Origin of the sequence: Rhodococcus sp. Eu-32 (assembly GCF_003336925.1) — a bacterium.
Classification (GTDB): Bacteria; Actinomycetota; Actinomycetes; order Mycobacteriales; family Mycobacteriaceae; genus Rhodococcoides; species Rhodococcoides kyotonensis_B.
Genome location: NZ_QGNK01000011.1, coordinates 77,786 through 90,856, shown reverse-complemented (window position 1 = coordinate 90,856; position 13,071 = coordinate 77,786). Strand labels below are relative to the sequence as shown.

Annotated in this window: 12 protein-coding genes; 11 read left to right on the top strand and 1 reads right to left on the bottom strand. The window is 66.5% G+C overall.

The genetic code is table 11. From position 1 onward, the window contains the following. The first annotated feature begins 18 nt into the window (after positions 1 to 18). The 10 genes from DK926_RS15015 (at position 19) to DK926_RS14970 (ending at position 9,764) form a co-directional block, all read left to right on the top strand. Entirely contained in the window at positions 19 to 672 is a 654-nt protein-coding gene (locus tag DK926_RS15015; protein WP_068429880.1) for a DUF6474 family protein, read from the top strand. A 7-nt stretch (positions 673 to 679) separates the two neighbouring features. Next, positions 680 to 1,204 carry a hypothetical protein gene (locus DK926_RS15010; protein WP_114331084.1) on the top strand — a complete coding sequence of 175 codons (525 nt, stop codon included), beginning with the start codon at positions 680 to 682 and terminating at the stop codon, positions 1,202 to 1,204. A 46-nt stretch (positions 1,205 to 1,250) separates the two neighbouring features. Next, positions 1,251 to 1,916, top strand: coding sequence for a YcnI family protein (locus DK926_RS15005; protein ID WP_114331083.1), 666 nt, complete (start codon positions 1,251 to 1,253; stop codon positions 1,914 to 1,916). Continuing rightward, positions 1,913 to 2,431: a copper resistance CopC family protein gene (locus DK926_RS15000; RefSeq protein WP_114331082.1), complete on the top strand. Its 519-nt coding sequence runs from the start codon at positions 1,913 to 1,915 to the stop codon at positions 2,429 to 2,431. Before DK926_RS15005 ends, DK926_RS15000 begins: the two co-directional genes overlap by 4 nt. A 2-nt stretch (positions 2,432 to 2,433) precedes the next feature. After that, complete coding sequence (locus DK926_RS14995) at positions 2,434 to 3,354, top strand: CopD family protein (RefSeq protein WP_243636827.1); 921 nt, start codon at positions 2,434 to 2,436, stop codon at positions 3,352 to 3,354. A gap of 90 nt (positions 3,355 to 3,444) precedes the next feature. Further along, positions 3,445 to 4,476 carry an ABC transporter substrate-binding protein gene (locus tag DK926_RS14990; RefSeq protein ID WP_243636826.1) on the top strand — a complete coding sequence of 344 codons (1,032 nt, stop codon included), beginning with the start codon at positions 3,445 to 3,447 and terminating at the stop codon, positions 4,474 to 4,476. Further along, positions 4,466 to 6,103: an iron ABC transporter permease gene (locus tag DK926_RS14985; protein ID WP_114331080.1), complete on the top strand. Its 1,638-nt coding sequence runs from the start codon at positions 4,466 to 4,468 to the stop codon at positions 6,101 to 6,103. The genes DK926_RS14990 and DK926_RS14985 overlap by 11 nt, the downstream gene beginning before the upstream one ends. Beyond that, positions 6,103 to 7,155: an ABC transporter ATP-binding protein gene (locus DK926_RS14980; protein ID WP_114331079.1), complete on the top strand. Its 1,053-nt coding sequence runs from the start codon at positions 6,103 to 6,105 to the stop codon at positions 7,153 to 7,155. Before DK926_RS14985 ends, DK926_RS14980 begins: the two co-directional genes overlap by 1 nt. Before the next feature lie 180 nt (positions 7,156 to 7,335). Next, positions 7,336 to 7,809: a MarR family transcriptional regulator gene (locus tag DK926_RS14975; protein ID WP_114331078.1), complete on the top strand. Its 474-nt coding sequence runs from the start codon at positions 7,336 to 7,338 to the stop codon at positions 7,807 to 7,809. 2 nt (positions 7,810 to 7,811) lie between these two features. After that, on the top strand, positions 7,812 to 9,764 hold the full coding sequence (locus DK926_RS14970) for an MDR family MFS transporter (RefSeq protein WP_114331077.1): 1,953 nt from the start codon (positions 7,812 to 7,814) through the stop codon (positions 9,762 to 9,764). 274 nt (positions 9,765 to 10,038) lie between these two features. Here the strand turns inward: DK926_RS14970 and DK926_RS14965 are convergent, their stop codons facing one another. After that, complete coding sequence (locus tag DK926_RS14965; protein ID WP_114331076.1) at positions 10,039 to 11,592, bottom strand: succinic semialdehyde dehydrogenase; 1,554 nt, start codon at positions 11,590 to 11,592, stop codon at positions 10,039 to 10,041. 245 nt (positions 11,593 to 11,837) lie between these two features. On the opposite strand from DK926_RS14965, the gene DK926_RS14960 reads away from it, so the two are divergent. Continuing rightward, the gene (locus tag DK926_RS14960; RefSeq protein WP_243636825.1) at positions 11,838 to 13,043 is read left to right on the top strand and encodes a lipase family protein; all 1,206 of its coding nucleotides are present in this window, start codon (positions 11,838 to 11,840) and stop codon (positions 13,041 to 13,043) included. Positions 13,044 to 13,071: the final 28 nt, after the last annotated feature.

Sequence of the window (13,071 nt, the reverse complement as noted above, 5' to 3'; positions counted from 1 at the left end):
ACGTAAGGGGCCTCGTCGATGGGTTTGTTCGGTAAGCGCAAGGGTCGTGCCACCCGCAGGGCCGAGGCGAAGGCGCTCAAACACAAGGCCGCCTTGGAAGCGAAGCTCGGCGCGAAGAACGAACGCAAGCAGCTGAAGTCCATCGCGAAGGCGCAGCGCAAGCTGAACGCCGTCGAGGCCAAGTCGCAGAAGAACGTCGAAAAGGCCCAGGTCGCGACGCTGAAGGCGCAGCAGAAGGCGGCGGCGCAGGGCTCGTTCAATGCAGCCCAGGTACGCAAGTACATCGGTATCGCACGCGTCCTCGTCCCGGTTCTGACGCCCATCGCCTATCGCGTGGCGTCGGTCGTTCGCGGCCGTCTGGACGATCGCAAGGCCACCAAACTCGGTGTCAGCCCGTCCGAGCTCGGCGAATTCACCGGCTACGGCGCGAAGCTCAGCGCACGCATCGCCGGCGCCGAGAAATCGCTCGCCCAGGTCACCGCGTCGCACTCCGGCGACGCGGAGACGCGCAAGTTCGCCGACGCCATCAGCCAGCGCCTGAGCGACCTAGGCACCGCGGTGCGCACGTCCGAGCAGATGCCTGCTCCGCGTCGCAAGGCTGCACACCACGCCATCTCCGCCGAGCTCGACGGCATCGAAGCCGACCTGCTCGCGCGTCTCGGCGTTCGCTAGTCCCGTCATGACGTCGACGGCCTCCTCCCTCCGTGGCGGAGCCGTCGGCGCACTCGTCGTGACCACCGCGGTCGCGGCGCACGGACTCGCAGGCGGCGGCTTTCCTGCCGGGTCGTCGTTCGTGTTCCTGGTGATCGTCGGCATCGGCGTCGGGACGCTCGTCGCCGTACCGAGTCCGAGGCACGGCCGAACCCACGCCGCACTGCTGCTCGGTGGGCTCGCACTCGGCCAACTCGCGGCGCACGTCGCGCTGACGGTCGGCAACGTTCACGAGACGGCGCACGCGCACTCGCTGTTGCCGAGCCCGCCGATGCTCGCGTTCCACCTCGTCGCAGCCGTCGTCGGCGGAGCACTCGTCCATGCCGCCGAGCGTCTCTACGGACCCGTCACGTCGATCGTCCGTGCAGTCCTCGATCCCCCACTCCCCCTTCCCGACGCGTCCGCACCCGGCCGGGTCGGGGCTGCGGCGTATCTGCACGTTCCGCAGCGCCCGTTCACGACGACCATCTCGAGGCGTGGCCCCCCGAAGTAAGTGAACATCCACTTCACTTCACTTACGTCATCGAGAAGGATTCATCATGAACAGCTTCATTCGTCGTGCCTCGATCGTCGCGGGCGCCACGTCGGTCGCCCTCGTCGTCGGCGCGGGCGCTGCGTCGGCCCACGTGTCGGTCGTGGCTCCCGGCGCCGAGCAGGGCGGCTACACCGTCCTCACCTTCCGCGTTCCGACCGAATCGGACACGGCCGCGACCACGTCATTGCGCGTCGAACTTCCCGATCTGAATTCGGCTCGCACACAGCCGATTCCGGGGTGGACGGCCACCGTCGACAAGAACGGCGACGGCCTCGCCACTGCCGTCACGTGGACGGCGCAGCCGGGGTCCGAGGTCGGTCCAGGCCAGTTCCAGCAATTCCTGCTGTCCGCAGGCCCGCTGCCCGAGGAAGACAGCGTGTCGTTCCCCGCCGTCCAGACCTACGACGACGGCCAGGTCGTCGAGTGGACGGAGGAGACGACCGGCAGCGAGGAACCCGAACACCCGGCGCCGATGCTCTCCCTGGCCGCCGCGAGCGGCTCCGAGCACGGCGGTCACGGTGCCGCCACCACGTCGGAGACCGGTACCGAGGCGTCGTCGACGTCCTCCTCGGACAACACCGCCCGCTGGATCGCAGGCGTCGCGCTCGTCCTCGGCGCGCTCGGTGCCGCACTCGGCCTCGGCGCAGCCATCAGGGGCCGCCGGTCATGAGGTCGCTGACAGTCACGCTGCTCGCGCTGGCGGCACTGATCCTCGGAGCGCCCGCAGCATCCGCGCATTCGATCGTCACCGGTTCGACACCCGAGGACGGTTCGTCCATCGCCGAGGGTCCCGCGCAGATGTCGATCAGCTTCAACGAGGTCCCGCAGTCGCAGTTCGCGACACTCAACGTCGTCGGCCCCGACGGCAACCTGTGGTCCAAGGGCGACCCGCGCATCGAAGGGCAGAGCATCGTCGTCGACGTCGGCGAACTCGGTCCCGTCGGCGATTACACGCTGGCGTACCGGGTCACGTCCGCCGACGGCCATCCGATCAGCGGAACCCGCACGTTCACGCTGACCACTGAAGGATCGGGCACTCCTGGCGCTCCGGCCGACGCGTCGGCCGAGACAGGTTCCGAGGACGGCGGCAGCAGCATTCCGCTGTGGCCGTTCCTGGTCGTCGGCGGGTTGGTGTTCGTCGGCGCGCTGGTGTTCGCGCTGCGCAAGCCGAAGGGGAACGGCTGACCGTGTTCCGCCGGTGGTGGATCCTCGCCGCCGGCTGTGCCGCGATCGTCGGGGTGGGCGCAGCCTGGTTGCTCGCTCACCCCGAGGGGCCCGACCCGTCGTCGGTGCTGCGTGTTCTCGCTGACTGCCTGGGCGCCACCGCGCTCGGCCTGGCGCTGCTGCGGACCGACCTCTTTCCGGTCCGCAGCAGGCCGACGGTCTGGCGGTCGGCGGTCCTCGTCGGCGGCCTGTGGACCGTCGCCGAGGTCGCACTGCTGGTCACCGCTGCCGTCGAATCGTTCGGCGGCGGGATCGGCCGTCTGTCGATCGCGTCGTTCGGTACGTTCCTCACCGACATCACCGTCGGCCAGCTCGGTGTCGTCACGGTGCTCTGCACCACGGCTCTGTACATCTACGCGCTCGTCGGATATCGCGGGGACCGCGACCTGTCGGCCGTGCCCATCGCCGTACTCGCCGTCGTCGCACTCGTGGCGCGGCCGATCACCGGCCACATGTCCCAGCAGCTCTTCGGTGCCGTGTTCGTCGCCGTCCACACCGTGGCCGCTGCGGTGTGGCTCGGTGTGCTCGCCGCGATGACGCTGACGCTGCGCGCAAAAGGCGCGTGGGCACTCGCGTTACCCGTGTACTCGCGCCTGGCCTGGTGGTCGGTATGGATTCTCGCGGCCAGCGGAACCGTCAACGCGGCGGTGAAACTCGGCGGGCTCGGCGGCCTCGTCGACACCGGCTACGGGCGCGTCGTGCTCGCGAAGACCGTGGTTCTCGTGGTCCTCGTCCTTCTTGCGCGACGCCTCCGCGCGACCTGGTTGGTCTCGGCTGCTGCGCATCGCACATCGCAGGGCGAGTCGGTGATCCGCGCCGGCCTGCACATCTGCGTGCTGACCGTCGCGTTCGGACTCGCCGCGGCCTTGGCCACGACCGCCTAGCGTTCACGCGGGCGCTACTTCGAGTTCTCCGCGGGGTTGCCTGCGCGCGACAGGATCGACGCTTCACCATCGGTTCTCGTAGGAGTTTTCTTGTCTTCCTTGCGTCGTCCCCTCGTGGGTGTTGTTGCGTCTCTCGCTGTGATCACCACCCTCGCTGCATGTTCCGAGCCCGCCGAACCCACCTCCGACGCGGCGTCGTCGGAATCCGCAAGCGGAACGCTGACGGTCTACACCTCCGAACCGCAGGCGAAGATCGACGCACTGAACGCCGAGTTCATGGCGGAGAACCCCGACATCGACGTCCAGGTCTACCGTGCAGGAACCGGAGATCTCAACGCGCGCATCGCATCCGAGCGTGAGACCGGCAAGATCGGCGCCGACGTCCTGCTCGCCGCCGACGCGCCGACGTTCGAGGGATACAAGACCGACGAACTGCTGATGCAGTACACCCCCGCCGACGTCGCCGCGCTGAATCCCGACGTCGTCGACCCCGACGGCTACTACGTCGGAACCCGGATCATCCCGACGGTCATCGCCTACAACACCGGTGCCGTCACCGCGCCTCCGACGTCGTGGAAGGAACTGGCCGACCCGAAATACAAGGGCCAGATCACTCTTCCGAACCCGGACGTGTCCGGCGCAGCCGCGTTCAACACCGCCGTCTGGCTGAGCGAAGAGTCGCTGGGTCAGCCGTGGCTCGAGGGTCTCGTCGCCAACGAGCCGGTCGTGGCCGAGAGCAACGGTCCCGTCGGCCAGGCCGTCGCCGCAGGCACGCAGCCCATCGGAATCGTCGTCGACTACCTGGTTCGCGAGTTGGCGGCCAAGGGTTCGCCCATCGCGGCCTCGTATCCGACCGACGGTGTTCCGTACATCTCCCAGCCTGCAGGCATTTTCAGCGACTCGGCGAACCCGGAGGCAGCGAAGAAGTACGTCGACTTCCTCGTCGGTAAGCGCGGACAGGAAATTGCCGTCGAGCAGCAGTACCTGCCGGTTCGCGCCGACGTCGGAACACCCGAAGGCGCACCGGCTCTCGACGACCTGAACCTCCTGAACCCGAACCTGGCCGAGATCAGCGCATTCCAGCCCGAGGCTGTGAAGAGGTTCAACGAGCTTGTCGGTTAGGACTACGTTCTCGGGCGTCACCGGCCTCCGGGTCGCCCTGTGGCTCGTCGTCGCGGCGGTAGTGCTGTTCCCGATCGGGGCGGTCGTCTCGATCGGATTGGGCGGCAATCATATTCGAGAGCTGCTCGACGCCGGGATCGTGGATGCGGCGATCAACAGTGCCGTCTCGTCGTCCGTCTCGGCCGCTCTCGCCGTGCTACTCGCCGTCGTCATGGCACTCGCTCTGGACAGGACGGATCTGCCGGGTCGTTCGGTTCTGCGACTGATCCTGTTGAGCCCGTTACTCATTCCGCCGTTCGTCGGCGCCATCGCATGGACCGGCCTGCTCGGCCCGAGCGGCAGCGTCAACAAGTGGTGGGAATCGATGTTCTCGTCGCCGCTGTGGAACATCTACGGCGGCGACGGCGTGATCTTCCTGTTGACGATTCATTCGTATCCCGTTGCCTACCTGATCGTCTCGTCTGCGGTGAAGCGAATTCCCGCGGAACTCGAACAGGCTGCGCGCATCTCGGGAGCGACACCGTGGGCCGCGATGCGCGGAGTGACGCTACCGCTGCTACGCCCGGCGGCGGTCGCGTCGTTCACGCTCGTCGCGGTGTCGAACCTCGCCGATTTCGGCATTCCCGCTCTGGTCGGTCTACCCGACCGATACGTGACACTGTCGACGATGGTCTACCGCTTCATCCAGTCCGGTACCGTCGCCAAGCCACTCGAAGTGGTGTCGACGATCGGTATCGCGCTGTTGTTCCTCGCTGTCCTTGCCGTTGCCGTCGACCGCCTGTTGGCCGCGCGCAGTGCACACGGCATCGACGGCCCGACCACGTCGCTGCAGCGTCTTCCGCTGGGCCGAAGCAGAGTCGTCGCGGCCGTGGGCGCGTGGATGATCGCGGCTGCGATCACGGTGCTCCCGATTCTCGCGCTGGCGACGCAGGCGCTTCTCCCTGCGCCCGGAATTCCGCTGACGTGGGACAACCTGACCCTCGACAACATCACCTCCGCCGTCACCGCGCCGGGAACCCTTGTCGGAATCCAGAATTCGGTGATGCTCGCGGCGTCGGCCGCGGTGATCTGCGGCGTCGTCGGCCTCGCCCTCGGTGTGCTGACGACGCGTACCTCATCACGCGACAACGTCGGCCTCGACCTGGTCGCCATGCTTCCCCAAGCGATTCCGGGGTTGGTCATCGCCGTCGGGTGGCTGATCGTCGGACGGTACACCGGCCTGTTCGACACACGCTGGGTCATTCTGTGCGCCTACGTCATGGCGTTCCTCGCGATCGTCGTCCAAGCCGTGCGTGCACCGTTGACGTCGACGCCGATCGCGCTCGAGGAGGCCGCGCGGTCATCCGGCGCAACACCGGTACGCGCCTTGTACGACGTGCCGTGGAAGATGGCGATTCCCGCTGCCGTCACCGGAAGCGTTCTCGTGGCGCTGACCGCGGTTCGAGAGCTGACGATGTCCGTCCTGCTCGTCGCACCCGGCACGCAGACCCTCGGCGTCTCCATCTTCAACCTCCAGCAGGCGGGTGACTACAACGCCGCCGCCGCACTGTCCCTACTCGTCGCGCTCGTCGGACTCGCAGGTCTCGGTCTGGTCGCGGGAGCAACCGATCGAAAGAAGCGCGCCTGATGTCCTCGATCACGCTGAACGACGTCCGTTTCGACTATCCCGGTGGCACAGCGGGTTTGCGTGACATCGACCTGACGATCGCCGACGGCGAATTCCTCGCACTGGTCGGGCCGTCGGGATCGGGAAAGACGACGCTGTTGCGTACCATCGCAGGCTTTCTGGAGCCGTCGTCGGGCACCGTGACCATCGGCGGTGACGTCGTCGCCGGACACGGTCGACCGGTGCCACCCGAGGACCGCCGACTCGGCATGGTCTTTCAACAGCATGCATTGTGGCCGCACCGCAGCGTCGGTAAGAACGTGTCGTATCCCTTGGAACTGGACGGGGTTTCACGGTCCGACCGCAGGAAACGCGTCGCCGACGCGTTGTCGTTGGTCGGCCTTCCGGGGCTCGAAGCGCGTGATCCGGCGACACTCTCGGGCGGGCAGCGTCAGCGAGTTGCGTTGGCGCGCGCGCTCGTTCGCTCGCCCCGGGCCTTGCTGCTCGACGAGGCCCTGGCCGCACTCGACGAACCCTTGCGTGATCGCCTGCGTCTCGAGCTCCGGTCTCTCATTCGCGCTGCGGGACTGACGGTCGTCCACGTGACGCACGACCGCAACGAGGCACTGGCGCTCGCCGACCGCGTGGCCGTTCTCGACGGCGGTCGCGTCGTACAGATCGGGACGCCCGAGGAGTTGGTGCAGACGCCGGCCACGTCGTTCGTCGCGCAATTCCTGTCCGACGCCAACCTGATCGACGGCGTCATCGACGACGGTCGCTTCCACGCCGACGGCCACCCGATCGAGATCGGTGCCGACCTCATCGAGGGCAGGGCTGCCGGTCGCGGGACGTTGGCGGTTCTGCCGTCGGACATCTCTCTGAGCGCCGGATCGCCCCACGACTGCTGCGCGGGGGTCGTCACGTCCTCGCTGTTCGGTCGCGACGCCAGCGACGTCGTCGTCGAATCGCACGGTGTCACCTTCCGCTGCTCGGTGCGTGGGCGTCGGCCCGCGGTGGGTGACGAGGTCACCATGACCGTGCGACGCGGGATCTTCGATCCGGCTACTGCTTGAGGGTTCGCCCCTTCGGCATCGATGGCCCACGGCAACCGTCTGACCGTTGCCACGTGACATCGATGCGTCGGTCTGTGCGGTCGATGTGACCCACGAGATAGGTAAAATAGTTGTTTACCTCATCTATCCACATATATGGTTGCGGACAGCAAGTAATTGATCGTGACCGTTGGAGCCCTCATGGCAGTACGAACAACCACAGCCGAGGCGCTGGTCGAGGAGGTTTTCCTCTTCGGACGAGCGTTGAAGAACGCCGTGACCACCGGAGATGAGAGCTCACCCCTGCCGCAGGCATTGACCGGAGTACTGGCCATCCTGGCGACCGAGGGTGAGTGCAGACAGACCGACCTGGCCAACAGGCTCTGCGTCAGCCAGTCCGCCCTCAGCCGGCAGATCGCAGACCTCGTCGACCTCGGATACATCGACCGAACACCCGATCCCGACGACAAACGCGCATCCCGCGTCTGCGTCTCCGACGAAGGCCGGCAGAAGTTGGCCGCCATCTGGGACAGACGAGCCAGACGATTACGGGAGATGTTGAGCGACTGGAGCGAAACCGAGGCAGTCGATGCCCTCGAATCCATTCGCAAACTCAACACCACGTTCAACGACAACGCTCACGACGCAGCACACTTGAAACTGATTGCGAGATAAGAATGACCACCACCGAAGCGCCGCCCAATCTTCAGGCGTCCGAACCGGACGCGATGTCCCACCGCGAAATCCTCGAAGCCCTCACCGGCCTGCTGGCAGCACTGTTCACCGCGCTGCTGAGCACCACGATCGTCGCCACCGCGCTGCCGACGATCATCGGCGACCTGCAGGGATCCCAGACCGCATACGCCTGGGTCATCACCACCGCGCTGCTCGCCAACGCGGCGTCGACCCCCATCTGGGGCAAGCTCGCCGACCTGTTCAACAAGAAAGTCCTCGTCCAGACGGCGATCGTCATCTTCGTCATCGGCTCGGTCATGGCCGGATTCGCGCACAACGTCGCAATTCTGCTGGTGGCACGCGTCATCCAGGGCATCGGCATGGGCGGTCTGACGGCACTCGTCATCGCCATCATCGGCTCGATCGTCTCCCCGCGTGACCGCGGTCGATACTCCGGCTACACCGGTGCCGTCATGGCAGTGTCCATGTCCGGCGGCCCGATCCTCGGTGGCGTCATCGTCGACAGCCCGCTGGGGTGGCGCTGGTGCTTCTTCGTCTGCGTGCCGCTGGCCGTCATCGCCCTCGGACTGCTGCAGAAGACGCTGCACATGAAGACCGAACGCAAGGACGACGTCTCCATCGACTGGATGGGTGCGCTGCTCCTCACCGCAGGCGTGTCCGTCCTGCTGGTCTGGGTCTCGTTCGCAGGCAAGGCCGACTACTACGCATGGATGTCGCGTGAATCCGCCATCCTCGTCGGCGTCGGTGTGCTGCTGCTCATCCTGACCGTCATCGTCGAAGCCAAGGTCAAGTCGCCGATCATCCCGCTGAAGATCGTCACCGAACGCACCACCGGGCTCGCCATCATCGCGTCCATCGCAGTCGGCGTCGGCCTGTTCGGTGCGACGACCTTCCTGGGCCAGTACTTCCAGACCGCCCGCGGCTACTCCCCGACCGAAGCAGGCCTGCTGTCGCTGCCGATGGTCGCCGGAATGCTCGTCGCCACAGTCGGATCCGGACAGCTCATCACCAAGTTCGGTAAGTGGAAGCCCTTCATCGTCATCGGTTCCGTCCTGCTGATCGTCGGCTTCATGCTGCTCGGCACGATCGACCACGAGACGAGCCTGTGGGTCGTCGGCGGATTCATCACCATCGTCGGACTCGGCACCGGCATGCTGATGCAGAACCTCGTTCTCGCAGTGCAGAACACGGTCAGCGTGCACAACATCGGTGCCGCGTCGTCGACCGTCGCGTTCTTCCGAACCTTCGGTGGCGCGATCGGCGTCTCCGTCCTCGGATCGCTGCTCGCCACCCGCGTCGGAACGTTGTCGCAGAGCGGCCTTGCCGAACTCGGCATTCAGAGTTCGGGCAGCGGCGGTGGATCGCTCGACCTCGGTGCACTTCCGGCCCCGGTCGCGCTGGTCATCCGTACCGCCTACGGTGACGCCACCGGACGCATCTTCCTCATCGCCGGATTCGTCGCGATCATCACGCTGCTCGCGGTCCTGTTCATCCCGAACCGCCCGCTGCGCAAGACGATCGACATCGCTCAGGCACCGGCAGCCGACGAAGAAGTCGCAGAGATCCCGTCGTTCGGCGAGGCTCGTGAGTACCTTGCGCCCGAGCGCGACATCGTAGGACGCCACGAAGCACCCGCAGGATCGGCACCGTTCGAGGGACTCAGCACCGACGCACGTGATCGACTGCTGAACCTTCTCCTGCCGGAGCCCAAGGACACCCTGCAGGCACTCGACGAAGCCGAGGCCATCCGCGCAGAGGTCGTCGCCCTCCAGCAGGAACTCGACGCGAAGATGCTCGACTTCGACGCGGTCTGCGAACGACTCCGGCGCCTGGGCCTCAGCGAGGACCAGATCGCCCGGGTACTCGGCGACGCTCACATTCCGGATCCGCACCACTTCGTGCACTCGGAACTCAACGGCCACAAGGTCAACTAGTTCCACCCACGACGAAGCCCGCACACCCTCGGTGTGCGGGCTTCGTTGGTTTCACTACCGCCGCCGCTCTGAAGTGACCGAATGTCACATAGGGTCACTCGAAGTGACCGAAGGACGCCCTCGCTAGTGTCCGGCCCGCCGATTGACCGAAGGACCCCCTCGCTCACTCAGAGTGACCGAGGGACGCCCTCGGTGGTATCCGCCCGCGCCCAAGTGACCGAAGGTGACATTCGGTCACCGGAGCGCCGGCGGCAGGACGCCCCGACACCCCGCCCTACCGACCCGGCAGGTACTTGAGCGCCTTGACGAACGGGGGCATGATCTTCGCCCATACCTTGGGCGACAGTCCGCGCGGCCCACCGAGGTTGAGCAGACGCGTCGTCGCGATGGTCTGCGATTCCGTGTACTTGAGCAGACCGTCGGCTCCGTGTCGCCGGCCCATGCCGGAGACACCCATGCCGCCCATCGGGGCAGCCGTCGTACCCCATGCGGGCGCGTAGCCTTCGTCGACGTTCACCGTGCCGGAATGCAATCGAGCAGCGATGGCCTCGCCCTGAGCTTTGGTCTTCGCCCAGACGCTGGCGTTGAGTCCGTAGTCGGTGTCGTTGGCCTTCGCGATGGCTTCCTCGACGTCGGCGACCGGATAGATCGACACCAGCGGACCGAACGTCTCGTTGGCCGCGCACTCCGCGTCCTCGGGCACATCGGTCAGCACGGTCGGCTCGAAGAACAGCGGTCCGAGGTCGGGGCGCGCATTGCCGCCCGCAATGACCTTGGCGCCCTTGACCTTTGCGTCGTCGACGTGCGCCGAGACGGTCTTGACCTGATCCTCGGAGATGAGGCTGCCCATTTCGATGCCGAACTCGTAGCCCGGCCCGACCGTCATGTCTTTCACACGCTGCCCGAACTTCGCGGTGAACTCGTCGGCGATGGACCGCTCGACGTAGATGCGTTCGATCGAGATGCACAGCTGGCCGGAGTTGGAGAAGCAGGCACGCACGGCCGCGTCGGACACCTCTCGGAGATTGGCGCCACGGGCGACGATCATGGCGTTCTTGCCTCCGAGCTCGGCGGAGAAACCGATGAGGCGACGCCCCGCTTGCTCTGCGAGATGCTGGCCGGTCGCGGTGGATCCGGTGAACATGACGTATTCGGTGTTCTCGACGATGGCGTTTCCGACGACCGATCCCGGACCGGGCACGACGGCGAAGAGGTCACGCGGCAACCCGGCCTTGTACAGCAGCTCGACGCACGCCAGCGCGCAGTAGGGGGTCTGCGAATCCGGCTTGAGGACGACGGCGTTGCCCGCCAACAGCGCGGCGATCGCGTCGGACACCGCAAGGGTCATCGGATAGTTCCACGGCGAGATGACGCCGACGACGCCCTTCGGCTGGTAGTGCACGGTGGTCTTGGTCAGCACGGGCAGCATGCCGGTGACGCGCTTCGGCGCGAGCAGCTTCGCGGCCGTCCGTGCGTAGTGACGCGACGTCATCGCGATATCGAGCACTTCTTCCTGGGCCGCGGCGCGCGACTTGCCGGTCTCGGCCTGCGCCATGTCCATCAGCTCTTCACGGTGGGCCAGCACCAGGTCGCGGTATCGATGGAAGATCTCGGCGCGCTCGGAGACCGGACGCTTGGCCCACGCCTTCTGTGCGACGCGTGCGCGAGCGATCGCTGCGTGCACGTCCTCGGCGGTGCCGACCGGGATGGTAGCGAGCTCCTTGCCGGTGAACACCTCCGTGATGGACTTCGTCGCCCGTGCGTCGACGTCGGTGATAGCGGACAGTTCAGCGAGCCGCGAGAAGGTCGCAGCGCTCGGAGCTGGCATTTTGCACCCCTACTGGTGAGTAGTTCTTCGAGTTACAGACAAACTACCCCCTCGGTGGCTCGGATCACAGCGTGCATCTCGAACGGGTGGGCACCGTGTACCGGTTTCGGTCGCCCGGCGGCGGGATCCCGCGCGGAGCGCAACGAGACTGGAACACCACGCCCACGCCGAACCATGTGGCACCATGGGCCACGGTCTTTCCTAGGCGTCGGGGCGCTCGGAACGAACATGGGTGGGGGATTTCAGTGCGTGCAGCACTCGTTCTCGTCGGCGCAGCAGCTCTACTGATCGCGTCGTCACCGTCGGTCCAGGCCGACCCGATCGGGGATCTCGTCACTCCCCCGCGCGACCCGGCCGCGTATCTGCCGACACCGTTGGGCGATCCGTGGTTCACTCCGCCCGCCGGTTTCGAGGCACAGGCCCCGGGAACCGTCTTGAACACCAGAAGCGTTGCCGTACAACCCGGTACGACGTCGACCCAACTGCTGTTCCGTTCCACCGATTCGAAGAACAACCCCATAGCCGCGGCGACGACGGTCATCGTCCCCGACGCCCCGTGGGCCGGCGGCGGACCGCGTCCGGTCGTCGCGTACAACGAGGCGACGGATTCGCTCGGCAACACGTGCGCCCCGTCGTACACGTTGCCGCGGGGCACCAACAAGGAGATCGACCGGGTTCAGGACCTGCTGGGCCGCGGATATTCGGTCGTCGTCACCGATTATCAAGGCCCGCGGCAGGCGTACTCGGCAGGCCTCGTCGCAGGTCACACCGTGCTCGACGGCCTCCGCGCCTCGCACAGCGCAGGCGTCGCAGCCGACGCTCCGATCGGTATCACCGGGTACTCCGGTGGCGCGATCGCGTCGGGATGGGCAGCACAGCTCGCACCGTCGTACGCGCCGGAGTTGAACATCGCGGGCGTCGCGTTCGGTGGCCCTCCGACCGACTACAAGATTCTGCAGCGTTCGCTGAACGGCGGAATCGGGTCGGGACTGTTCGCCGCCGCCTCGTCGGGCTTGGCCCGGGAGTATCCCGAGATGCGGGACCTGACCAACGACAACGGTCGACGCGTCGCGCTACTCCAGAAGGATCAATGCGTCGACGTCCTGTCGTACAGCGGTCTGCTCCTGCTGGATCAGCAGAATCTGTCCGACGTCCCGAACGTGTTCGACCATCCGGTCAGCAGAGCAGTCGTCGAGGAGAACCGGATGGGGCAGGTCAAGCCGGACGCCCCCCTGTACATCTACCAGGGGTTGCAGGACTTCCTGATTCCCAAGGAAGGCGCGGAAGCCGTCCAGGATCAGTGGTGCGCGCTGGGTGCGTCGGTACATCTCGAGGAGATTCCCGGTGACCATGCCGGCGCGGAGACCAGCGGCCGTCCCGGTGCATTCGACTGGTTGTCGCAGCGCTTGGCGGGTGCCACTACCGGCGGATGCGACAGGGTGGTTCGCTAGAAGGACTTGACCCTGACGTTGCGGGAGG

Excerpts from the sequence above, each read along its gene's own strand:
- DK926_RS15015 (WP_068429880.1), top strand. The coding sequence starts at position 19 with ATGGGTTTGTTCGGTAAGCGCAAGGGTCGTGCCACCCGCAGGGCCGAG.
- DK926_RS15010 (WP_114331084.1), top strand. The coding sequence starts at position 680 with ATGACGTCGACGGCCTCCTCCCTCCGTGGCGGAGCCGTCGGCGCACTC.
- DK926_RS15005 (WP_114331083.1), top strand. The coding sequence starts at position 1,251 with ATGAACAGCTTCATTCGTCGTGCCTCGATCGTCGCGGGCGCCACGTCG.
- DK926_RS15000 (WP_114331082.1), top strand. The coding sequence starts at position 1,913 with ATGAGGTCGCTGACAGTCACGCTGCTCGCGCTGGCGGCACTGATCCTC.
- DK926_RS14980 (WP_114331079.1), top strand. The coding sequence starts at position 6,103 with ATGTCCTCGATCACGCTGAACGACGTCCGTTTCGACTATCCCGGTGGC.
- DK926_RS14975 (WP_114331078.1), top strand. The coding sequence starts at position 7,336 with ATGGCAGTACGAACAACCACAGCCGAGGCGCTGGTCGAGGAGGTTTTC.
- DK926_RS14970 (WP_114331077.1), top strand. The coding sequence starts at position 7,812 with ATGACCACCACCGAAGCGCCGCCCAATCTTCAGGCGTCCGAACCGGAC.
- DK926_RS14965 (WP_114331076.1), bottom strand. The coding sequence starts at position 11,592 with ATGCCAGCTCCGAGCGCTGCGACCTTCTCGCGGCTCGCTGAACTGTCC.